Here is a 24,042-nt window from a genome sequence, read left to right as displayed (position 1 = left end):
GAATGGGTGTCCAGTTTGCCGTGAAATCGGTGTCCAGTTTGGTGTGGAATACGCAGGTATCTCCACTGATAGAGTGCGACACCAGCCGAGTATGCGATGCCGGGAACGGATATCTCCATTGCCCCGAAGCCGAGTAGCTCATGTATATCCTCATAATCTCTATTCGCGCATCCGATTCTTTGCTCAATGTGCCTTTTGACCTCCAAGTAAATGGCTAGCGCATCAATCCAAATACCGGAATAGTCACCCCCCTCCTCGTCTAAGTCGTCGAGAAGCAATTTTTGATGAATCACATTGCGTGTTGGTCTCTGGTAATGCAGGTCTGGATATGCAGTTCTCAATAGCTTTGCAAGTCTGCGATCCGACAGACATTCAAGGTCTGATCGATGGAAAATGGTGGACAAATGAGAATGGCGGCCATGCCCGCGCCCCTCCCGCTCAAGAGAGATGCGAACTGTTGTGATTTGTTGAACTTTCGAGGCAAATGACACGACCTGCTTTGCGGTCGGAGTGGCGCCGAAAATATCGCCGCATTGCCGGCACTCGAAGGGATTGGCCGCTATGGAGGAAAAGGTGGCTGCGATATCTCCTTTGCAGCGCAGACAGCACTTTACAAGCAGGTCTCCATGTATCGGGCAATGCATGATCGCCCGGTGTTGGAACACCATTGAATGGTAACCATGTTGCAGGCATGTTGGACAGTATCGCAGTTTGGCAGAAATGAGATACTGACGATCTTTATAGCTCGACAGATCAAACGGAACCATTTCCTCCAATCTGTGTTGGCCGACCTGCACTGTCCGTTCGATCATCTGGATAATCGGCCATTTAGTCGCGGACCAGACTGAGTCGCTTGGCGGCCAGAGGCAACTACAGTGACCGCCTCTTTCGTCGCCCAATAGCACCGCCACCTCGCTTCCATCCGGCCGATTGGCCGCACAGATGAGACTCCATACGCACCAAAGAGATATTTCGGATTGGACCCACTCAGGCGCCCAGATGATAGAAAACATAGGTCATCGTCGTTGGTAACGAGCATAAGACAACAATGTTCGAGTGAGCCCTCCGTCTTTGAACGCCTCGACCGCGTTGGCGGTCAAGCCGCTGTCGAACAGCGATGGCTGCTGGTGAAGTCTGCATACGAGAGCGCGCGTTGCCGACACCAGATCCTGCATCGGAATGCGAAAGGCTGAAACCTTGTGTTCCGACAGGATTCGTTCCAGCGCCTCAGCCATTGGTTCGGCCATTTTCGATAATCTCCAGCCTTGTTCGTAACGTTCGGGAAACAGCGCTTTTGACATGGGAGGGAGAACGGTTCCATCAGATCGAGGTGATTCCTCATCGAACCCTTCCAGAATTGTGGCGAAGTCCTTTGGATCAACACCATTGAACTGCATTGTTTTCTTGAAGAATCGGCCATAGACATGCAATTTATTTTCGTCCAGTATCGTCTCTGGAACAAGCGCTAGCTCCGGCTGGCCGACAAGCATGATAAAAGGCCTGCAGTTTTCTCGTTCTAGTAAATTAAACAGCTCAATAAGCACGCCATAATTCGAAAAATGGATGTTCTGAGCTTCATCAACAAGAATGAGTGCACGCCTCGCCGCTTCAGCCTCACAGTTCTGGACGATGAAATGCACCAGCCGTGTCATGAGAACGGATCGATCTTTGTGGGACGTAAGCATATACCCCGTTTCGCTCAGGAATCCACGCAACAAAGTCGGTTCCGGCACCGGCCGTAATGACTCGCCAATGTTCCACAAAAAGACCGTTGTCGGAACATTCACATACTCGCTCATTGTTCGCTTCAGAAAAGTCAAAGCCATCGATTTTCCGCAACGCTGTTGACCATATGCCGCGCCGCCGGGCAAACCGAGCATCATCCATTCCGCTATGGCCAGCCCTAACTGCTCGACTTGCGGTGTCCACACCACGCGTCCTCCCGCGTGAGAATCAAGTAGTTCAAGAAGGCCGATATCCCGTATTACGAGAGTATTCATATGGCGATACTCCGCCGCGGTTTGGGTTTCGATTGAACGAATCCCCGAGGTTCATCCGACTTCAATTTTCGTGTCGTCGTGAATTGAGCGGCTGGCGTTCTATCGGCCAAGATTAACGGCACGCTGACTGCCTGTCCACTTGCTGCAAAATCGTCCAACGAGGATTGAAGAATTGTTCCAAGGTCACCCGGGAATCCCCGCAGGTAGTCATAGATGTAGGCAAGACTGCGTGCGGATCTTTTGTCACCGTGGCCAGCCTTGATGCGAAGGTATTGAAACAAGGCCTCTAGTGGACCATCCTGTGGCATGTCTCCCAGTTCCCCCTGACGCTTCAATTTCTGGTACATCTGTCTAATTCGCGCGTCGTGCGGAATAACACCCCAGCGCCCTTGTGCACGCACAACGTCAAATTCTTCACCGGTATCCTTGAACAGAAGCAGCGTCCGAAGGTCGTTATGATCCGGCCGTACCCACATGGATTTTCCTTTCCATGACACGCGTTTTTGAAGCTCGGTGCTGCTATAACGGACGCCTTTGAAAATGAAAAAAGGTCGTCTCCCCCTCGTTAATTCGACTCTGATTTTCACCTGAACCGGTTGGGAAAAAAAATGCGCCTTGCGCTTGGATTCGGGCAGGTATGCGATGTGCACGGCACCGCTTTGGACCAATCGGCGCAGACGCGTTAGGGGAGGAATGTGCCCAGCGCCAGCCATGGGACTGGCATTTTCGTTGGCGCAGTACACGTGTATGGCTTCAGCCAGCAGCGGCGCCTCGATATAGGGGGCATCAGCATCTGTCGCCTTTTTCCGTGCGCGAGCTTCAGTTGGACCGGTATAGGTCGTATGTGGTAGTTGATGAAGAAGTCGACGTGCGATCACCGAAATGCGCGATTCAACCGAAGCACGCTCGGTAGGGTCACGTGGCCTGCCAAACTTAACTTCTCCGCCCCAGCATTCCTTGATCCAAACTTGTAGGCTGTTAGCTAAATGAATCAGCGCCCGGTCCAGTTTAATGGTGCTGGGGACCACCCATTGAAGTTCCGGAATTTCAGAAGCGGGAAAGCCGCCTCCCTCATCGTATTTTAGGTCCGGGTTGAGCAATCGCTCCCGCTTATGCTGGCCGGCGATAGCTAGCCAGAGAACCTGCAAAGCGTCATGCACTTGCGGTTTAGCCGCAAAAACCGTCATCTCTGACAGGTTAACACCCGTGCTTGTATCAACCACTCGTAGCCCGCTAAATCGGCTTAGTTCCAGTTCATCCCAGTCGCCATAGAGTGCGGGGAAGCGAAAGGAAGTGGCGAGATCCACGTCATATTCGTCAAGTTGCCATTCCGAATACGGCAGGATGGGTACGTCCGGTAGAACTCCCGCTTCGTAAGTGCCGTGAGCCATCACATTTGCCACGGAATCGCCTCGGCTCACCCTCGTGTAATCGATCGCGTACTTCTCCATAAACGAGGTCTTGATCCAGTTCCTAAGCGCACGCTGGCCTTTCTCGACGGTATTGAACGGATAGTCCGTCACACTAACGCCCGCGGTACGACAGGCTTCCAGGAAAACCTTGTGTGCTTGGCGCATCATCATGTTGTTCGGCTGAAGCGCCTTTTTACCCTTCCGCAGCAGTGCATTGGTAAGCTCGGTCACAATTGACGGATGTTTCCGTAATAATTGTGAAAACATGCCGCTATAACCCGCGCTTGCCTTGCATGGCGTTTTCGGTCCAAATTCTTTCCGGCGCTGGAGAGCAGTGACGCGCGCACTCTTGATTAGTCCGCGCAGTCCCCAAATGCGTCCGTCCGGATGTAGCTTCAAACACCTTGCCACCACTCGATGAAAATTCTGCTTCGATGTGTTTATTCTTTGGATGCAATCGCTTATCGGACTGCCATTGATCCATAGTTCAATGGCGTCACGATACAAATTGAATCGTGTTCTGGTCTTCGAGTCGCTAATCAAACTGGTGTCAACCGTCGGCCAAGATTGAATATCTCGCAGTTCAGGAGGAAGATCCGCTCGTGCCATCGACGGTCGACGCATAACTGGTGATTGCTCCATAGCGGGCCTCCTTTAAATTGAGATGAATGCGTCCTGCGGCATAGAGTTGGTACAGGGCGGCTTCCATACGCTGTTTTCCTATGGCGCCTGGCATGTCGGGGACCGAGAAGCTCTCCGTGCAGATTTGATTGCTACTCATGGTTTTGATGTATTCAATTTCTTCGCGAAGATCGTCATGGCGATGCAAAGTCAGTATTTGGCGCATTCGGCGCTTGTTTTCAACGAGAAGGGGAGAGGCATAGACGTCTGCCTCTGTGCGTAACTCGTATTTAACTTGTGCTGCGTGTGCAAAAATTTTTTGGGCGGTCAGTTGTCGCACTAAGCCGTAATAGTTGATCGGTGAATTGAGTACCGCTTTAGGTTTCACCTCTTGGAGAACGTAGATATCGCCGAGATAGCGAATCGTGGCATCGAAGATAACCGTTTTGGTTTGACCGGCCACCAATACGGTGACAGTGGGATACTCAGTGAGGATCTCCACGATGTCTGGTTCACCGAATTGAACAAGAAAATTATCGCGATGGAGTTTGTTTGGAAAACGAACCTCACGCCCGGACAGTGGATCAAGAAACTGGTATTCCCGGCCACCAGAAAGACGCATCTTGGTCCACAGAATGCGCTGCTCTGAAAACGAATTCTTCTTCATTTTCTTTTATCTAATCCGGCTCAAAATTGCGGCCACAATCCATTAGAGGTAATCCGCTGAACGAAGAAAAGGCATATGTAAAAGACGATTGACCTGCGTCATATTTCATATTGCACAAATGATGTAAATGTTGTGATTTTTACTGATATTTCCAGCGTTACGTATTCGATCTACGAACGTGATCGGACAGATTTAAAATAGCCAATCGCCACACACAGTCAGGTGCATGACATGGAAAAATCTTTCAAGTTTTGGATAGTCGAATCTGTGAAAAGAGAGGCGATCGTATTCCGGACGACATTCAAAAAATTCGAAGGAATCTTGTTTCGTTCTCTGACAAGGAATTTGCCGCACTGGATGATAAGAACCTTACCAGCAAGCCAAAGAAGAAACAAGCGTGCTTCGAGCCTGACTGAACCCGTGGAGCTCAATCACCACAAGAACGCCCGTTCAACCCTCACCGGCGCCGGCAGATGCCTGGTCCCATGGCAATCAGGTTTCCGTCGTCTGGACGGGAAGGAAACGAGATTCCTTCCGCTGGTTTCCAGGACAAGAAGATTCCTTCGACTGGATTCGCAATAAAGAGAATTACCCCTAGTTATCCGGACGTAATTCTCTTTTCTACAGAGTAGCTTTTGCTCGTAAAAACAAGGACTTGATGCGCAGAGCTAGGCAATGAATTTACTAGCGGCGACCACTTGCCGTTGAAATTCCGTTTCAATCCATGCCAGCAGGCCAAATACTGTTGCTGCCGGTGCGGCGATTCGAGCGCGTGACGCGTTAGATGAATCAGGTATCTGCTTTCGAACATGAAAGCCAGTGTGTTGTCGATCCGGTGCGGCGTCAGGCTGGCTTGGGTGGCCTTCTCGAAGGTATCGGCGTCCGGACCGTGGCCACTCATGCAGTTATGCAGGCTGGCGCCGCCGGGTGCGAAACCTTCTGCCTTGGCGTCGTAGGTGCCATACACCAGGCCCATGAATTCGCTCATGATATTGCGATGAAACCACGGCGGGCGGAAGGTGTTTTCGGCGACCATCCAGCGTGGCGGGAAGATGACGAAATCCACGTTGGCGGTACCCGGTGTGTCTGACGGCGCCGTCAGGACAGTGAAGATCGACGGGTCGGGATGATCGTAGCTCACCGTGTTGATGGTATTGAACAGGGTCAGATCGTATTTGTACGGCGTGTAATTGCCGTGCCAGGCGACGACATCGAGCGGCGAATGGTCGATCTTCGCGCTCCATAGACGACCGCCGAATTTCGCCAGCAGTTCGAATGCACCTTCGCGATTCTCGAAAGCCGCCACCGGCGCCAGGAAATCGCGCGCGTTGGCCAGGCCGTTGGAGCCGATCGGCCCGAGTTCGGGCAGACGAAACACGGCGCCGTAATTCTCACAGATATAGCCGCGTGCCTGGCCATCGGGCAGCTCCACGCGGAACCGCACGCCGCGCGGCAGCACTACAATTTCGCCGGGCGCCGCATCAAGTACCCCAAGTTCGGTCATTAGGCGCAGCCGTCCTAGTTCCGGCACGACCAGCATTTCGCCGTCGGCGTTGTAAAAAAAACGCTCATGCATCGACCGGTTGGCCGCGTAGATGTGGATGCCAATGCCGACCTGCATCGCGGCGTCGCCGTTGCCGGCAACGGTGGTCAAGCCATCGATGAAATCGGTCGGCACCGTCGGCATCGGAAACGGATCCCAGCGCAGCTGGTTTGGCGGTGTGGCAATCTCGTTAAACGGTCCACTTTTCAAGGTACCCGTTGCGCCGCCAGCGGCCGGCTCAAACGCTTCGTGCATCGCGGCCGGACGGATCCGGTACAGCCAGGAACGTCGGTTGCTGTGACGCGGCGCGGTAAATGCGGTGCCCGACAACTGCTCCGCGTACAGGCCGTACGGCGCCTTCTGCGGGGAATTCTGCCCCTGCGGCAGGGCGCCCGACAAGGCTTCGGTAGCAAATTCGCTGCCGAAACCGGATTGATATCGCAACGTCGACGCCGCATCGGCTCCAGCGCCTTGTTGCTTGATCGCGTCGCGCGTTCGCATGTTCGGTCCTCAATGAAGAAATGTTGCTGCGCTGCTTTGCCTGCTGCATGCGTAAGCCTGAATCGCTCAGACGTCCGAACGCGCGATCCGCAGTGCCTCCTGCAGTACGCCGAGGTCGCCAATATGATTGGACAACAACAAGATCAGCTTGGTATTGAGCATCTGACTCTGTGGCTCGCTCAAATCGCGATGCGCATCGATCAGCGCTTCATAGAAATCGTCTGCCTGCGCGATGTTCGGTCCCGTATTCAGTGTCGGATTCATCGTGTCCTCGTCAGTTGTTTGCACTGGCGCGCAGCACAGCGGATTGCACTGCGTCGACGTCGAATTGCCGCCAGCGGGCGCAGACGTGCTGGTCCGGCCGCAACAAATAATAGGTGCCCGGCGTGGCGTCAAAGCGCTGCGCCAGTAAACCTTGGCTATCTTCGGCCACCGACATGCCGGACAACGCCTCCGCGTACGTACCGCCCGGCAGGACTACCACGGTGCGCACCGGGATCGACGCGTCGGAGAGCGTATCGAATGCATCGCGGTATCTACCGACATCCGCCAGCTCCCCGGCGAAGAAGATACCGGTAAAGTCATTGCCAGTCAGGCCCAGAAACCACTGCGGTTGGCCATCGATCAACACCGGCGCGTCGGTGCTGGGCGCCCCCGGCACCATGGCACCGGCAAACAGATCGCGATCCGGCGTGTTGAGCAGCGAATCGGCATAGGTTGCGGGAACGGAAAGCCGCCCGCTATTGACCAGCTTGCGGGCGAATGGGTAATCCTTCGACAGGCTGAGCACGGCGTCGCGGAATAGCCTGCTGACCGCACTTTTCGGCGTGATGAAATCGGTGGAACGGGTGGAGTTCAGGATATTTTCGTCGGCCGCATGTTCGCGCTCGCTGGCATAGGAGTCGAGCAAAGTGTGCGGTGCCTGGCCGTTCAATACCAGTCTCAGTTTCCAGACCAGGTTGTCGGCGTCCTGCACGCCGCTGTTGGCGCCGCGCGCGCCGAACGGCGATACGCCATGCGCTGCGTCGCCGGCAAATAACACGCGGCCATGCCGGAAATGATCCATCCGCATGCAGCGGAAGGTGTAGACGCTGACCCATTCCAGTTCGAATTTGGCATCGTTTCCGAGCAAGGCCTGGACGCGCGGAATGACGCGTTCCGGTAGTTTCTCCGCTTCCGGGTCGGCATCCCAGCCGAGCTGAAAATCAATACGCCATACATTGTCCGGCTGCCGGTGCAACAGCACCGACTGGTGTGGATGAAATGGTGGATCGAACCAGAACCAGCGCTCGCTGGGAAACGCTGCAGTCATCTTGACGTCGGCGATCAGGAATCGGTCCTTGAACGTGCGGCCGTGGCTTTCGAGGCCCATCAGACCGCGCACCGCACTGCGGCCGCCATCGGCGGCCACGACGTAATCGGCCTGCAACGCGTATTGCCCGTCGGGCGTGTCGATCACCAGTTCGACCTGGTCGGCAAGCTGTGTCAGGCCAACGACTTTATTTTTCCAGCGAATATCGAGATTGGGACAGGCCCGGGCCTGATCATGCAGATAGCCTTCGACGTAATATTGCTGGAGATTGATGAAGGCGGGCCTGTGATGTCCGGTTTCCGGCAGCAGGTCGAAGCTATACACGGCTTCATCCTTGAAAAAAACGCGACCGACATTCCAGCCGACGCCCTTCTCCACCATGGGGTCCGCACAGTGCAGCCGATCGAAAATTTCCAGTGTGCGTTTGGCGAAGCAAATGGCACGCGATCCGGTTGACAGCGTATTGTCGTCGTCCAGCAATACCGTGCGCACGCCCTGCTGCGCCAGATCGATCGCGGTCGCCAATCCTACCGGACCGGCGCCAATCACGATCACCGGATGGCGGGTTTGGGCCACATTCTGATCGGCCGATTTCTGGTAGTCGAACACGCGGTGTTGATAGTCTTGGTCCATGTTTCCCGCTCAATTTTCGAGGCTCTGAATGGTCAGCTGTGGTTTGAGTGCTGCTAATAGTGCATACGACTTAGTGCAGTCGATTCGCTCAAACTGACATCAACTCCTTTGGCTTGATGTTGCCGCTTCAAGCCATATCGCCTGCGCGTGTCGGAGTCCCGGGCCGATCATTCCTGCAGCGAATGCCACATTTCCTGGTCGCGTTCAGCGGTCCAGATCCGCGGATGCTTGATGCCGCTGGCCTCGTCGAACGCGCGTGTCACGTCGAATGGCAGGCAATGCTCGTAAATGAAAACCTGGCCGAATTTCGGGTCCATCTTGCTGCGGGCGTGCGCCATCGTGTGTTTCAGCGATTTGCCGGCGGCCACTGCTTCTTTCGCACTTTGCAACAAGGTGGTGACGAAGTCCTTGGTGTAATCGATACCAGCGTTGACTTCGGCCGGATTCATCAGCGCCGGTCCGCGCCCTGGCACCAGTTTTTCGGCACCGAGCGCACGCAAGGCCTCCAGCGTGGCAGGCCATTCTTCCAGCTGCGCATCGCCGGTATAGGCGGCGGCATCGTATTCGACCAGATCGCCGGAGAAGCAGATCTTTTGCGACGGGATCCATGCGATCGTGTCGCCCTTGGTGTGCCCCATGCCGATATGCATCAGCCTGACTTCCAGCTTGCCCATGAAAATCGTCATTTCTTTTTCAAATACCATGGTCGGCCAGGTCAGTCCCGGTACCGACTCGACACCCGCAAACAGACGCGGGAAGCGTTCAATCTCTGACTGCATGTCCTGCGCGCCGCGTTCGACGATCATTTCGTAGGTGCCGCGCGAGGCAATGACCTGCTGCGCGCCCTCTTTTGCATAGGCCGACGCACCCAGCACGCGGACCGCGTGGTAATGCGACAGGACAACATATTTGATCGGCAAATCGGTGACCGAACGGATGTGTTCGATCAGTGCTTGCGCCATCACTGGCGTCGCCGTGGTATCGACCACCATCACGCTATCGTCGCCGATGATCACGCCGGAATTCGGATCGCCTTCGGCGGTGTAGGCGTAGGCATTGTCGGACAGCTTGATGAAGCTCGTTTTCTTTTCTTCGAGATCGGCTTGTGAGGCGAATTGCTTGGTCATTTTCAACTCCTGTCTGTGTTCACTATTTCAAAAATTCGTTCAATGTCCATCATGCGGCGCCGTGCATCGGCTGCTTTCGTGTCGCGGCAAGCCGCCTGCTGCCCTGGATTCGATAATTCCTGGCGCGGCGGAGGATCGGCATCCGATGCCGGTTTTACTATTATCAAGAAAAGTTTAATCGCTTCTGTCGTGCCCTGCTCGATCCCATGCCGCGGGCAGTTGTGAACATCAGCACTGAGCACACCAGGCCACCAGGCCTTTATGCCCTGGCGCGCGTCCATCGGTGAAGGGCAGCTGGAAACCGATCCGAGCATAACCGCAATCAGGCGCTTTCTCTATTCTTGATATCACGTAGTGGTAGTGGAATTACATGGAAGCAAGAGCGCGACGTCGGTCGCACCAGGATGCATGACAGCCACATCACCGCCAAATTGCCCGTAGTCGGCCATCCAAATTGCCCGAACTGGAGGAGTTGGCGTTGCGCCTCGCGCCCCAAGCTGGCGTGAACGCATGCCATGTGATCCTGGAACCGTTGGCAAAGCTGGAACGGCCGTATTCACTGTGAGGACTTTGCGCAGATGCCGGGGGAAGAGAAATATATGCGTAGCTATCTCGATAGCGCCGCCATCAGCGTACGATATCATCGGCTACGCGGCCAACAACACGCGTGCCGGCCATGCGCTGCAGATCATTCCGCGCGTGGTCAGGGCTTATTGCAGTGCGTTAGGGATCGTCGAACTGGCGGTACGGGCTTGGAATGAAGCAGGATTCGGCACTGACCGAAAGCAAAAAAGCGACTACTGGCGCATATCGCGTCGCACGGCATGGTGGCCGGTTGGCGCAAACGCCAGTCTGACAGATCAGGCGCGCCGCTGGAAGCGTGCGGCGCGTAACGCTATACTCCCGTCGTCACGCATCTGTTCCGCGCTGATACTATCGCAAATTAAAGCATACTCCTGAAGATTGCGTCACGACGTCGATCTGAATCGGCATCCTGCATGCGCGTACCGTCGATGCTTAGCCTTCGGCGATCCGTTTTCCAATATGCGCCAGCGCTTCTTCGACCTGGTCCACCAGAATCAGGCACAAATCACCGGCATTGAGTCGGGACAACGCGGTATCGATGGCCAGGAATTCGCCGTAGATGTCATCGACACGCGAGGTGCGCGCGGCATTGGCAAGGCCTGCCCGCAACAATGCCAGCACCTCACCATGTTCGCGGCCGCGCTGACATTGATCCTGATACAGCAGGACATCGTCAAAGGTGCCGCCCAGGATTTGCGTCTGCTGGCGAATGTCTTCATCGCGCCGGTCGCCGGCGCCGCTGATAACGACCGAGCGCCGCTTGGCCGGCATGGTGTCGACCGCCTGCACCAGCGCCAGAATCGCATCGGGATTGTGGCCGTAGTCGGCAATCAGCGTCGCACCACGATAATTGAATACATTGAAGCGGCCCGGTGCATTGTCGCTATCGTTGGCAAAGGTCTTGAGACCAACCCGGATCGCATCCCAGTCGATGCCGACACCCCAGGCCGCGGCGACCGCTGCCATCACGTTATCCACCTGAAAGCCGATGCTGCCATGGCGCGTAATCGGCACTTCGGCCAGCGCTATCTTGTGCTGTTCTTTTCCTGCTGCCGCGATCAGGTATCCATCCTCGACATACACAGCGCGGCGTCCCTGCGCCAGATGCGTGGCCATCACCGGGTGCCCGCGATCGCCGGCAAAGAAGGTCACCGCACCGCGGCAGTTGGCCGCCATGCCGGCCACGATCGGGTCCGCTGCGTTCAATACCGCGACTCCACCGTCGGCGACATTTTGCACAATGACGCGCTTTAATACTGCGAGATCCTCAACGGTGGTGATGTAGTTGAGTCCAAGATGGTCGCCGGTACCGATATTGGTGACGACTGCGACCTTGCAGCGATCAAACGCCAGCCCTTCACGCAACACGCCACCGCGCGCAGTTTCAAATACCGCCGCATCGACGTCCGGGTGCAGCAACACATTGCGCGCGCTGCGCGGCCCGCTGCAGTCACCGCTATCGATGCGCCGGCCTTCTATATAAACGCCGTCGGTGTTGGTCATCCCGACCCGCAACCCGCTGGCGGTCAGCAAATGCGCGATCAGGCGTACCGTGGTGGTCTTGCCGTTGGTGCCGGTAACGGCGACCACCGGAATGCGGCCATCGTCGCCATCGGCAAACATGTTCGAGATGATGGCCTCGCCGACCGGGCGCCCTTTGCCAAAGGAAGGCGACAGATGCATGCGCAAGCCGGGCGCGGCATTGACTTCAACCACACCGCCGCGTTGCTCCTCAATCGGTTGTAGAACGCTGTCGCAGACCACGTCGACCCCGCAAATATCGAGGCCGATCATTTGCGCGGCTTCCACGGCGCGTGCCGCCACTTCCGGATGCACGTCATCGGTGACGTCGGTAGCGGTGCCGCCGGTCGACAGATTGGCGTTGTTGCGCAAGATAATGCGTTGCCCGTTGGGCGGAATCGAATCCGCCTCATAGCCTTGCAGCGCCAGCCGGGCCAGCGCGATATCGTCAAATCGGATCTTGGTCAGCGAGGTCGCATGACCGCTACCGCGGCGCGGGTCGCTGTTGACCAGGTCTACCAATTGCCGCACCGAATGAATGCCGTCGCCCACCACCTGCGGCGGGTCACGGCGCGCGGCGGCAATCAGCTTCTTGCCGACCACCAGCAAGCGGAAATCGTTGCCGGGCAAGAAACGCTCGACCATGATGTCATCACGAAATTCGGCCGCGGCGGTATAGGCAATTTTGATATCCTCCTGCGTCATCACGTTGACTGTGACGCCCTTGCCCTGATTGCCGTCCTTTGGCTTGACCACCACCGGCAGGCCGATTTCGCACGCGGCGGCCCAGGCGTCGTCGGCACTATCAACCGCACGCCCGATCGGCACCGGCACACCGGCAGCTTCCAGCAGATTCTTGGTCAGCTGCTTGTCCTGGGCGATCGATTCCGCGATGGCGCTGGTGGTGTCCATTTCAGCGGCCTGGATGCAGCGCTGGCGGCTGCCCCAGCCGAACATGACCAGACTGCCATTGGTCAGCCGGCGGTAAGGAATATTGCGCGCCGTTGCGGCATTGACGATGGCGCCGGTGCTGGGACCGAGGCGCACATCTTCATCCAGATCACGCAACTGGCTCAGCGCACCAGTCAGATCGAAAGGTGTGTCGTCGATGGCGGCGCGGCACAGTTTCTCCGCCAGCTCCAGCGCCAACCGGCCGACCGCCTCTTCGGTGTATTCGACTACCACCTGGAAAATGCCGGGTTCCACCGTCTGCGTAGTGCGGCTGAACGTCACCGGGCAGCCGGCTTGCGCCTGCAGGCCGAGCGCGGTCAATTCCAGCACATGCGCCATCGGGATCGCGTCGGCGTGGCCGGTCGGCTGCAGTGCGCTGATGCCGGGAAAGCGTGCCCGCAGCCGGACTTCAAAGCCGGGCAGCTGGTCGATCGAATGCTCCGCGGGAGTACAGGCAACGATCGCCTCGATGGCCGTGTGATGGCTCCAGAGATTGGGGCCGCGCAGCGCGCGGATGCGTGAAACTTCCATAAACCAGTTGTCCTGTCGTGTTATCTGCCTGGTGTCATGACACCAGGCTCGTGTCGATTTGCGTGGGATCGGAGCAGACGCAGGCCTGACGCCTGCCCCCTCAGTGCTTCGCAAATCCTGTCAGTAATGTGTCTTCTTTGGGTTCGAATCGAAAGTGCGAAGACCCGCGCCGATCAGTTCCGCTGCAAGTCCGAGCGCCCAGCCCGCGGCGACGGCCGCCAGCACCGCTTCCGGCTGGGCCGCCTTGGCCGGCTTGAGGGAAGACAGCGGCAGCAAGGCAGTCTCTTGCTGTCCCGCAGCCAGCACGATGCTGCTGTTGCGCAGGAAAACCACGCGCCCGCCCTGCTCCCGATGCGCGGCAATCGCTTCCAGTTGTGCGTCCAGTCCGTAGAAAATGACCTCGCCATCGCACAGCTGCGCCATCTCCACCACCTGCGGATCGGCCGCGTTCAGCACGGCGACACCGTTGGGCAGGATCACGTCGATCTGCGTGCGCAGCACGTGGTACAACTGATCGGCGGAATGAATGTAGAACTCGCCGAGTTCTTCGTGGCCGCTGACGTCAGTCACCACGCCGACTGCGCATTTATCATAGGCCAGGCCCTCCGACAGGATCATGCGGCTGCTGTTCTCAAACACGGCCGCTTCCACGGTCCGATTGAGCAGCAAACGCTGACCCGCTTCCCAGTGCGAGTAATTGCCCGGGGGGATTTGCCGACTGTTCAGGTATAGCCCATCGTGGCAGGTCAACCCGACTTGCCTGCCGCTGATCTGCAGCATCCAAGCGATCAACCTTGCGATCAGGGTCGTGCCGCGCTTGCCAGCGACACCGACGATGGGCATGCGACCGGTCTCCTCGGATGCAAACAGGTGGTCGACGATGGCCGCGCCAACCGGGCGCGGTTCGCCGCTGGCCGGCTTCAGATGCGCCAGCAATCCGGGACTGGCGTTGACTTCGATGATGGCGCCGCCCTGCTGCTCGAGCGGGCGGGAAATATCCTCAGCCACCAGATCGATGCCGGCGATGTCGAGACCGACCACGCGCGCCGCCAGGGTCGCGGTCGCGACAATGCTCGGATGTACCTGGTCGGTGACGTCAAAAGCGACGTTGCCGTTCGGCTGGATCAACACCTTCTGGCCGTCAGCCGGCACCGAATAAGCGGTAAAGCCCTGACGTTCCAGCTCGAGGATGATTTCGGCGCCATGTTCCGGGGCCAGTGCGTTCAGCGGCGAGTCCTCGCCGGTGCCGCGCCGTGGATCGGTGTTGATCTGGCTGTCGACCAGTTCGATAATGTTCGATGTGCCATCGCCGGTAACCCACAGCGACTCGCCGCGCGCCGCCGCCACCAGGCGTTTGCCGACGACCAGCAGCCGATGTTCATTGCCGACAATGAAACGTTCGACGATGACACTCTTGCTGTCGCCCTTGCGGCTGGCCAGATGGTAGGCCGCCTCGACCTCGGCCTGGGTCACCAGATTGACCGAAACACCCCGCCCGTGGTTGCCGTCATAGGGTTTGACGACCACCGGTGCGCCGATGTCCTGGGCCGCCTCCCATGCTTCGTCCGCGCTGGCAACCAGTTGCCCTTCGGGCACCGGCACGCCACACGCTTCGAGCAAACTCTTGGTCAGGTCCTTGTCGCTGGCGATGCCTTCGGCAATCGCGCTGGTCTGATCGGTTTCCGCGGTCCAGATGCGGCGCTGTCGGGCACCGTGGCCGAGCTGGACCAAATTGCCGTCGGTCAGGCGAATCGATGGAATCCGCCGCGCGGTGGCCGCGTCGACGATATGTGCGGTGCTCGGGCCGAGGCACAGCGAATCGACCATGTCGCTCAAGCTCGCGACGGTCGCCTTGAGATCGTAGGGCCGGTCTTCAATCGCCGCCATTAGCAGATCGCGGCCTGCGGCCAATGCGGCGCGGCCAACCTGTTCCTGGCGGGTGCGAAACGCCATCTTGTAGATGCCGCCTTTTTCCGAGGTCTGGCGCGTCTTGCCGAAACCGGTGCGCATGCCAGCCAGGTTCTGCAGCTCCAGCACGACGTGCTCGAGAATGTGCGCGGCGTAGGTGCCGTCCCGCAGGCGCTCCAGAAAACCGCCGCGTCCGCCGACACCGCAACGGTGTTCGATCAAATTTGGCAACAGGGCCGTCAGTCGCTCGTAAAACCCGGGAATGGTATTGGAGGGAAAATCTTCCAGCGCACCAATGTCCACCCACGCCTCGATCACCGGGCGATAGGTCCAGATATTTGGTCCGCGCAGATGTGTTACACGGAGAAATTCAATGTCTTTCTTCTTCGTCATGTTTCAATTCTTGTAACTTGTTAATTGCCATGGCCGGCCCGCGCCATATTTGGAACTCGTCCTGAATCGGTCTGCAACCAATCGCCTTACGTCCATCTAATATCCCAGCGATCCCAGCTGCGGTCCCTGCCACTGAATTCAAAACGGGGGATGCGTTTGTCGTTACAGCATGGCATTTCCGGATTTCTTGACGCCATCTCTTGCTGTATACTCGCCGCAAAGCATGTCGCGCCCTCCTGCCTTGATTTCCGTCAAATTTTTAACACCTGACAGAATACCGTAAATAACAGCTTCCGTAAGTCGCTACCCGGCGTCGTTTTAGCGTTTATTTTATGGCCGGGATGCTGATCCGATATTTTTCCCCACTGTTTCCGAGCCCTTGCCCTTTCGGCGCAGGCTCGATCCGGAGTACGCTTCACGATGACAACCGAACAACTTTCCGCTGACCTGGACCGCATTGAACTGCCTGGAGTCTGGCGCACCGAGGTACAGCCGCAGCTTGCCACAGGAGAGAACGTTATCAGCGCGCTGGAGGTTGACCTCGATGCGCGACTTCATTTTGTCAAAGGCCTGGTACTGGTTACCGAGCGCCGCATTCTGGCGCGCGCGCCGGGAGAAACCGCGTGGCGCGACTGGCCGTACCGCCAGGGTTTGTCACTTACACATCACGATCACGCCGGCGTCGGCCATCTGGAACTGCAGGACGGCAGCCGTCGGCTCGCGTCATGGCGTTTCACGCTGGGTCAAAATCTGCTGGCAATCCGTTTGGTCGAGCATTTCGGGGCCCAGTTGGAGAGCCATGTCAGCGGCCAACCGATCGTGCGTGATGAACAAAACGTCTGCCCTAGTTGCAAGGCGCCGTTGGCGCCGGATCAGGAAGAGTGCCCGATCTGTACCAAGGTGATCCACACGCCGCCATCGACCTGGACCTTGTTCCGGCTGTGGCGCTTTACCAGGCCGTATCGGAAGGAACTGCTGGCCGGCTTCATCCTGATGTTGCTCGGCACCGCGGCCCACATGATTCCGCCGTATCTGACCATGCCCTTGATGGACAAGGTGCTGATCCCTTATCAGAATGGCCATCCCGTCGATCCGATGCTGGTCATGCTGTATATGTCAGGACTGCTCGGCTCGGCGGTGCTGGCCTGGGTGCTGGGCTGGGGCAAGACCTATGTGCTGGCGCTGGTGTCGGAGCGGATCGGCGCCGACCTGCGCACCGCAACCTATGAACATCTGTTGAAACTGTCGCTGGAATATTTCGGCGGCAAGCGTACCGGCGACCTGATGTCGCGGATCGGCAGCGAGAGCGACCGTATCTGCGTTTTCCTGTCGCTGCACCTGCTCGATTTCGCGTCCGACGTGCTGATGATCATCATGACCGGCGTGATCCTGTGCTCGATCGACCCGTGGCTGGCCGCGGTGACCTTGCTGCCCTTGCCCTTCATCGCCTGGATGATCCACGTGGTGCGCGACCGCCTGCGCACCGGCTTCGAAAAGATCGATCGGGTCTGGGGCGAAGTCACCAACGTGCTGGCCGATACCATCCCTGGCATCCGCGTGGTCAAGGCGTTCGCGCAGGAAGCGCGCGAAGCGGCCCGCTTCCGCACTGCCAACAAGCACAACCTCGCGGTCAACGACAAGCTCAACAAGATCTGGTCGCTGTTCTCGCCCACGGTGTCGTTCCTGACCGAACTGGGCTTGCTGGTGATCTGGGTTTTCGGCATCTGGCAGGTATCGAAAGGGCATATTACGGTCGGTGTGCTGACGGCCTTCATCGCCTATAGCAGCCGCTTCTATGGCCGGCTCGATTCGATGAGCCGGATCGTCTCGGTGACGCAGAAATCGGCATCGGCGGCGAAACGCATTTTCGACATTCTGGACCACGTGTCGAGCGTGCCGGAACCCACGAATCCGGTGCCATTGAAACAGGTCCATGGCAACATCGATCTGCGCGAAGTGGGTTTCCGCTACGGCAACCGCGCCGTCAATCGCGGCATCAACCTGAACATCAAGGCCGGCGAAATGATCGGCCTGGTTGGCCACAGCGGCTCCGGCAAGAGCACGCTGGTCAACTTGATCTGTCGTTTCTATGACGTGTCCGAAGGCGCGATCATGCTCGACGGCGTCGATATCCGCTCGTTCCCGATCGCAGATTATCGGCGCAATATCGGCCTGGTATTACAGGAACCGTTCCTGTTCTTCGGCACCATTGCCGAAAATATCGCGTACGGCAAACCGCATGCCAGTCGCGATGAAATCATCGGCGCCGCGCGCGCCGCGCATGCGCATGAATTCATCCTGCGCCTGGCGCAAGGTTATGACTCGATGGTCGGCGAGCGCGGCCAGGGCCTGTCCGGCGGCGAGCGCCAGCGCATCTCGATCGCGCGTGCGCTGCTGATCGATCCGCGCATCCTGATTCTGGATGAAGCGACCTCGTCGGTCGACTCCGAGACCGAAAAGGAAATCCAGAAAGCGCTGGACAACCTGGTACACGGCCGCACCACCATCGCGATCGCCCACCGCTTGTCGACGCTGCAACGCGCCGACCGACTGGTGGTGCTGGATCGTGGCCAGGTGGTCGAAGTCGGTCCGCATGACGAACTGATGGCGCGCGAAGGCGCGTATTACCGCCTGTATCAGGCGCAGGCGCGCAATGTCGATACCGATCTGGACGATCGCGACGATAACGGCAGCAATGGCAACAATGGCAGCAACGACAGTGAATGACGGGGATATGACGATGACCACAAGCAGTTTTGATTTGATCCGCAACCCGTTCGGCCGCCTGACGCTGACCAGCGCCGACGGTCAGGTCTTTGAGAACGTGTCGCCGGTGCGCGCGTTTCCGATCCAGGCGCCGGATCACGGGATTGCGATGGTCTGCGCCGATGGACAGGAAGTGGCGTGGATCGACGGCTTGCAGGATTTACCCGCGACGGTGCGGGCGCTGGTCGAAGAGGAACTCGGCGGACGCGAGTTCATGCCCGAAATTGCGCGTATCGTCGATGTCACCAGCTACGCCACGCCCTGCACCTGGAGCGTCATCACCGATCGCGGCGAAACGCATTTTGTGCTGCGCGGCGAAGAAGATATCCGCCGCATCGGACCGGACACCTTGCTGGTGTCGGATACCCATGGCATCCATTTCCTGATCCGAAACATGTTCGAGCTGGACAAGCACAGCAAGAAGATCCTGGACCGGTTCCTGTAAGCCTGACGGGGTCTTGGTGGCGACATCAATGGTGTCGCCACCAACCTATACTCCAGTAACAATATGCCGCTGCCGCTTATCAATCAATGACCATTGCGCCATACTCCAACAAAGTGCGGAAAGACGGTAACTATTCAGCCCGCGGCTAGCGATGATTTTAGCAATCCCAGCAAGCCGTTCGTCCTGAGTAGCCCATCGGGCGTATCGAAGGCTACCCAGCCTTCGATACGCTTCGCTACTCAGGGCGAACGGTCTTTTGTGTACTAATCATTCAACCCGTCATAGCGGGCTGAACAGTTACGAAAGGCGACGATCCGGACGACGACCGCCACCGCACCGCGCAGGGCCTCAATCGAGTTTCATCTTTGCCCGCAACATGTCCCGCACCTGCGGCGTTTCTTCGTAGGCATCGGCCGGATTTTGTTGCGCGACTATGTGTTCCATCCGCTTCTGCACATGCGTCAACGCGCCGGGATGCGAATAGATATAAAACTGCGCGTCGCGAATCGCGTCGAAGGTCCACTGCGCGACCTGTTCGGCGCTGACCTTGCCGGAACTGACCGCCTTGTCCGACATGGCCTGTGCCGCCAGCTGGCTGACGGTCGGTGTGGCGGCGCTCGGCACATCGTCCGGGCGGTTGCGGTGCGAGTGCGCGATGCCGGTCGGCACAAAATAAGGGCATAGCACCGACGCGCCGATCGGTGCGTCGACCAGCTTCAGGTCCTGATACAGCGTTTCCGACAACGACACCACCGCATGTTTGGAGACGTTATAGACGCCCATCGTCGGCGCGTTCAACAGCCCTGCCATCGACGCCGTGTTGACAATGTGACCTTGGTAGCCGGGCTCCTGCCTGGCGCACGCCAGCATCAGCGGCGTGAAGATCCGCACGCCGTGGATCACGCCCCATAAATTAACGCCGAGCACCCATTCCCAGTCGGCCTGGGTGTTTTCCCAGATCAGGCCGCCCGAGCCGACGCCGGCGTTGTTGAACAACAGGTGGACCGCACCGAAGCGCGCCATCGTCGCATCGGCCAAGGCCTGTACGGCATCGGCCTTGCGCACGTCGCACACCTGCGCCAGCACTTGCGCGCCTTGCGCTTCCAGTTCGGCCTTGACCCGCTCCAGCGCATCCTGCTGCACGTCGGCCAGCACCAGCCGCATGCCGAGCTTGGCGCCGAGCAGGGCGAATTCACGGCCGAAACCGCTGGCGGCGCCGGTGATGACGGCGACCTTGTTGCTAAAGTTTTTCATGGAATGGTTTTCCTCGGAATTTAAAAATAAAACGGCCTCATGCTGGCACCGCCCCACCGCCGCACCGGCTCGGCACGCAATCTGCGCCATGCAGCAGATCGGCTACCGCAGCATCAGTTCAATCGGCGCCGGGCTGCGGCGATAACTTCTTGTCGACATCCAGGCGCCCCACATATTTGAAGGTGCCCATCGCCCGCGCGACCAGTTGCTCGCCGTTCCAGACCTCACCTTCACAAAAACACAGGGTGGTCGAGCGGTGAAACGCCCGGCCCTTGGCGACAATGCGTGCGCCCGGCCGGCCGCCCGGTTGCAGGAAACTGGTCGTCATGTCGACCGTGACGCCGGCCTTTGCCGCCGGATTCAGCGAGCGCCCGGCCATCGACATCGCCACATCCAGCAGCGTCATGGTGATGCCGCCATGGGTCACGTGCCAGCTATTCATGTGGCGCGGCAGCAGATTCAGCGCGACTTGCGCTTCGCCATTGCCCATGCCGAGAAACTCGACGCCCAGATCGTGCAAGAACGGGATGTCGACCGGAAATGGCTGACTCGTCGATGGCGATGCAGCAGGATCGATCGCGCTGGTCATACCGCAGACACCCCGCCATCGACCGCCAGAATCTGACCGGTAATGTGCTTGCCGGCGTCGGAGGCAAACAGCAGCGCCGCCCCTTTCAAATCCTCGTCGTCACCGATACGCTGCAGCGGCGCGTGGCTGGCCAGCTGATCGGCGCCCAGCTGACTGAGCACGCCTTGCGTCATCTTGGAGGGGAAAAATCCTGGTGCGACCGCATTCACGGTGATGCCGTAGCGCCCCCATTCGGCCGCCAGCGTGCGCGTGAAATTGATGACCGCCCCCTTGGACGTGTTGTAGGCGATCGTGTTCATGCTGCCGGGTGGATTGCCGCCCAGGCCCGCGATCGATGCCACGTTGACGATGCGGCCGTAGTGACGCGGGATCATCGACAGCTTGCCGACTGCCTGCGACACCAGAAAGATGCTGCGGATGTTCAGGTTCATCACCTTGTCCCAGGCCTCGATCGGATGCTCTTCGGCCGGTGCACCCCAGGTTGCGCCGGCGTTATTGACCAGGATGTCGATATGGCCGAGGCGGGTGATCGCCTGCTCCACCAGGGGCAGGATTTGTGCGTCTTGCGACAGGTCGGCAGCGATCGCGGACGCTTCGATGCCGCGCGTCTGCAGATGCGCAATCGCTGCATCCAGATCGCCTTGCTTGCGTGACGACAGCACGATTTGCGCGCCCTGCTCGCCCAGCGCTTCGGCGATTTGCAAACCCAGGCCGCGCGAGCCGCCGGTGATCAGCGCGGTCTTGCCAGTGAGGTCAAATAATTGTTGTGTGGTGCGCATGCGCTCTCCTTTACCCGGATTAACCAATACTGTGTTGGTGGGATTGTTCGCTACAGCGGGACATAGCCGATTGCTTTATTTTCGGCTAAACAAGCGCAGAATTTCAAATAATCAAGGGAGTATCACTTGAAATTGGTCTGTCCCGCCTGAATTCATTGCGGCAATTAAAAATACTGGGCTCAGTATAGTTATTGCTCAAACCTCGTAATCCATGCATTGCCGCGCTTCCCTGACCGCGCCGATGAACGGTTTCACCGCCACATGCTGCGGGTGGTCCTGATACGCATCGAGCGCCGCCTGGTCGGCAAATTCGGAATACAGCACCACGTCGTAAGTCGCTTCCAGTCCCGGCTGCGCGAGCGCGACCTCCAGCTTCAGGATGCCGGGCACGATGCCGGCGCAGGCATCGAGCAGTGATTTCATTTTTTGTGCGTTGCTGGCCTTGTCCGCGCCTTCCGCCTGTTCTTTCAGTTTCCACATGACAATGTGCTTGATCATTTCCCTGTCCTTTAGCGTTGAGTTAAAACCATTCGTCCTGCATGTCCAGCGTGGTGGTATCGATGCTGGCCAGTAAATCGAGCTGCGGCTGTACCTTCGGTAACTCCCATCGAAAGAAATAGCGGCAGGCCTGCAGTTTACCGCGATAGAACTGGCGTTCCTGTTCCACTGGATGATCGAGCCGCGCGACCGCCACCAGCGCCTGTTCGAGCCAGATCCACGCCACCACCGCATGGCCGAACGCCTCCAGATAGACCGACGCATTAGCCAGCGTCTTGTTCAGGTCGCCGACCAGGTACAAGGCCTGCGTCACGTCACCAAGCTGCCGCCAGGTCCGGGCCAGCGCCTGGCCATGCTCGGTCAGCGCCGTCACTTGGTGCGCCCGATCGAGGGTTTTCTGCACTTCGTCGCTGAGCGTGCGGAACAAGGTGCCGTCCTGCAAACGCACCTTGCGCCCCAGCAGGTCGAGCCCGTGGATGCCGTGCGTTCCTTCATGAATCGGATTGAGGCGGTTGTCGCGATAGAACTGTTCGACGTTGTATTCGCGCGTATAGCCGTAGCCGCCATGCACCTGGATCGCGAGATTATTGGCCTCCAGGCACCATTGTGCGGGCCATGATTTCGCGATCGGCGTCAGTATGTCGAGCAGGCGGGTCGCATGATTGCGCAGATCCGGCGATTCGGCGGTGCGCTCCTCGTCGACCAGCCGTGCGCAATACAGCGTCAGTGCCAAGCCGCCTTCGACATAGGATTTTTGCGCCAGCAGCATGCGCTTGACATCGGTGTGCGCGATGATCGGCACTTGCGGCTGGGCCGGGTCTTTGGCCAGAGGATGGCGCCCCTGCGGCCGGTTGCGCGCATAGTCGAGCGCATGCAGGTAACCGGTGTAACCGAGTGCCACCGCACCCAAGCCGACACCGATACGCGCCTCGTTCATCATGTGAAACATATTGGCCAGCCCCTTGTGCGCTTGACCAACCAGATAACCGATGGCGCCAGCCTTGGCCACGCCATCGGCGCCGGTCGGCTTGAATTTTCCTTCGCCGAAATTGAGCAGGCAATTGGTGGTGCCGCGGTAGCCCATCTTGTGGTTCAGGCCGGCCAGCACCACGTCATTGCGCTGGCCGAGGCTGCCATCGGCGTTCAGCAGAATCTTCGGCACGATGAAGAGCGAGATGCCGTTCACGCCAGGGATCAGTTTGCCGTCCGGACCGGGGATTTTGGCCAGTACCAGATGCACGATGTTGTCGGACAGATCGTGCTCGCCGCCGGAAATCCACATCTTGTTGCCGAACAGCCGATAGCTGCCGTCAGTGCTGCCATCGGCGACACCGGTCTCGGGTTCGGCCCGCGTCGTGATGTCCGACAGCGACGAACCGGCCTGCGGCTCCGACAGGCACATGGTGCCGAAAAAGCGGCCCTCCAGCATCGGCCTGACATAGTGCTCGATTTGTTGCCGGGTGCCGCATTTTTGCAACGTATTGGCGTTGCCGATGGTCAGGAACGGATAGGCCGAGGTGCCGACATTGGCAGCCAAAAAATACGCGAAACCCGCCTTTTCGACCACGCACGGCAGTTGCATCCCGCCGAATTCGACATCCTGGCCGGCCGCCACCAATCCGGCATCGCAAAAAGCGGTCAGTGCGGCTTTGACTTCCGGGATGATCGCGACGCTAGCGCCGGCCGGGCCGGACACGACATGCGGCTCGTTCTGGTCGCTCTTCTTGTTATGCGGCGCAAACAGATCGGTGGCGATCCGTTCGCAGGTGTCGATCGCCGCGTCGAAGGTTTCGCGTGAATGATCGACATAACGCTCTCGGCTGGTCAGCGTTTCGGCCTGCAGCCATTCGTACAGCAGAAAATCGAGATCGCGGCGGGATAATATCTTCGATGGCATGGGGGCACCGTTCCTTGATTCGTCCGCAGCATCTCAGGCGGCACCAGGCCGCACAAGATCGGCGCGGATGAATTTGAGTTGAGTTGTCCGGTAACCGGATCCAGGAGTC

General features: G+C 58.4%; 16 protein-coding genes and 2 pseudogenes. 2 read left to right on the top strand and 16 right to left on the bottom strand.

The genetic code is table 11. The annotated features are described in order from the left end of the window. The 11 genes and pseudogenes from ACFOFO_RS01565 to ACFOFO_RS01515 form a co-directional block, all read right to left on the bottom strand. Positions 1-812: pseudogene (locus ACFOFO_RS01565) on the bottom strand (hypothetical protein); the annotation flags it as partial. A gap of 204 nt (positions 813-1,016) precedes the next feature. Further along, positions 1,017-2,000, bottom strand: coding sequence for an ATP-binding protein (locus tag ACFOFO_RS01560; protein WP_390330639.1), 984 nt, complete (start codon positions 1,998-2,000; stop codon positions 1,017-1,019). Further along, positions 1,997-4,054: a hypothetical protein gene (locus ACFOFO_RS01555; protein ID WP_390330637.1), complete on the bottom strand. Its 2,058-nt coding sequence runs from the start codon at positions 4,052-4,054 to the stop codon at positions 1,997-1,999. The genes ACFOFO_RS01560 and ACFOFO_RS01555 overlap by 4 nt, the downstream gene beginning before the upstream one ends. Further along, positions 3,996-4,700 (bottom strand): hypothetical protein, encoded by a 705-nt coding sequence (locus ACFOFO_RS01550; RefSeq protein ID WP_390330635.1) that lies wholly within the window; start codon positions 4,698-4,700, stop codon positions 3,996-3,998. Before ACFOFO_RS01550 ends, ACFOFO_RS01555 begins: the two co-directional genes overlap by 59 nt. A 703-nt stretch (positions 4,701-5,403) precedes the next feature. Next, positions 5,404-6,744: pseudogene (gene hmgA, locus ACFOFO_RS01545) on the bottom strand (homogentisate 1,2-dioxygenase); the annotation flags it as partial. 66 nt (positions 6,745-6,810) lie between these two features. Further along, entirely contained in the window at positions 6,811-7,008 is a 198-nt protein-coding gene (locus ACFOFO_RS01540) for a DUF2783 domain-containing protein (RefSeq protein ID WP_390324997.1), read from the bottom strand. Between the two features lie 10 nt (positions 7,009-7,018). Then, positions 7,019-8,689 carry an FAD-dependent oxidoreductase gene (locus ACFOFO_RS01535; RefSeq protein ID WP_390324999.1) on the bottom strand — a complete coding sequence of 557 codons (1,671 nt, stop codon included), beginning with the start codon at positions 8,687-8,689 and terminating at the stop codon, positions 7,019-7,021. A 167-nt stretch (positions 8,690-8,856) separates the two neighbouring features. Next, positions 8,857-9,816 carry an MBL fold metallo-hydrolase gene (locus tag ACFOFO_RS01530; RefSeq protein ID WP_390330634.1) on the bottom strand — a complete coding sequence of 320 codons (960 nt, stop codon included), beginning with the start codon at positions 9,814-9,816 and terminating at the stop codon, positions 8,857-8,859. Positions 9,817-9,818: 2 nt separating this feature from the next. After that, the gene (locus ACFOFO_RS01525; RefSeq protein ID WP_390325000.1) at positions 9,819-10,097 is read right to left on the bottom strand and encodes a hypothetical protein; all 279 of its coding nucleotides are present in this window, start codon (positions 10,095-10,097) and stop codon (positions 9,819-9,821) included. Positions 10,098-10,833: 736 nt separating this feature from the next. After that, positions 10,834-13,404, bottom strand: coding sequence for a cyanophycin synthetase (gene cphA, locus ACFOFO_RS01520; protein ID WP_390325002.1), 2,571 nt, complete (start codon positions 13,402-13,404; stop codon positions 10,834-10,836). Between the two features lie 120 nt (positions 13,405-13,524). After that, positions 13,525-15,705: a cyanophycin synthetase gene (locus ACFOFO_RS01515; protein WP_390325004.1), complete on the bottom strand. Its 2,181-nt coding sequence runs from the start codon at positions 15,703-15,705 to the stop codon at positions 13,525-13,527. Between the two features lie 420 nt (positions 15,706-16,125). On the opposite strand from ACFOFO_RS01515, the gene ACFOFO_RS01510 reads away from it, so the two are divergent. Further along, entirely contained in the window at positions 16,126-18,432 is a 2,307-nt protein-coding gene (locus ACFOFO_RS01510; protein ID WP_390325006.1) for a cyanophycin metabolism-associated ABC transporter, read from the top strand. A 13-nt stretch (positions 18,433-18,445) separates the two neighbouring features. Continuing rightward, on the top strand, positions 18,446-18,916 hold the full coding sequence (locus ACFOFO_RS01505) for a cyanophycin metabolism-associated DUF1854 family protein (RefSeq protein WP_390325007.1): 471 nt from the start codon (positions 18,446-18,448) through the stop codon (positions 18,914-18,916). 348 nt (positions 18,917-19,264) lie between these two features. On the opposite strand, the gene ACFOFO_RS01500 is transcribed toward ACFOFO_RS01505, so the two are convergent. From ACFOFO_RS01500 to ACFOFO_RS01480, 5 genes are all read right to left on the bottom strand, one after another. Further along, positions 19,265-20,170 carry an SDR family oxidoreductase gene (locus ACFOFO_RS01500; protein ID WP_390325009.1) on the bottom strand — a complete coding sequence of 302 codons (906 nt, stop codon included), beginning with the start codon at positions 20,168-20,170 and terminating at the stop codon, positions 19,265-19,267. Between the two features lie 118 nt (positions 20,171-20,288). After that, positions 20,289-20,759 carry a PaaI family thioesterase gene (locus ACFOFO_RS01495; RefSeq protein ID WP_390325011.1) on the bottom strand — a complete coding sequence of 157 codons (471 nt, stop codon included), beginning with the start codon at positions 20,757-20,759 and terminating at the stop codon, positions 20,289-20,291. Beyond that, complete coding sequence (locus ACFOFO_RS01490) at positions 20,756-21,538, bottom strand: SDR family oxidoreductase (RefSeq protein WP_390325013.1); 783 nt, start codon at positions 21,536-21,538, stop codon at positions 20,756-20,758. The genes ACFOFO_RS01495 and ACFOFO_RS01490 overlap by 4 nt, the downstream gene beginning before the upstream one ends. Before the next feature lie 195 nt (positions 21,539-21,733). Then, positions 21,734-22,036, bottom strand: a complete 303-nt coding sequence (locus tag ACFOFO_RS01485; protein WP_390325015.1) for a Dabb family protein — start codon at positions 22,034-22,036, stop codon at positions 21,734-21,736. 22 nt (positions 22,037-22,058) lie between these two features. After that, positions 22,059-23,933, bottom strand: a complete 1,875-nt coding sequence (locus ACFOFO_RS01480) for an acyl-CoA dehydrogenase (RefSeq protein ID WP_390325016.1) — start codon at positions 23,931-23,933, stop codon at positions 22,059-22,061. Positions 23,934-24,042: the final 109 nt, after the last annotated feature.

The organism is Pseudundibacterium arcticum (genome assembly GCF_042646465.1).
GTDB classification, from domain to species: domain Bacteria; phylum Pseudomonadota; class Gammaproteobacteria; order Burkholderiales; family Burkholderiaceae_D; genus Undibacterium_A; species Undibacterium_A arcticum.
This window is presented reverse-complemented; position numbering and strand designations above follow the sequence as displayed.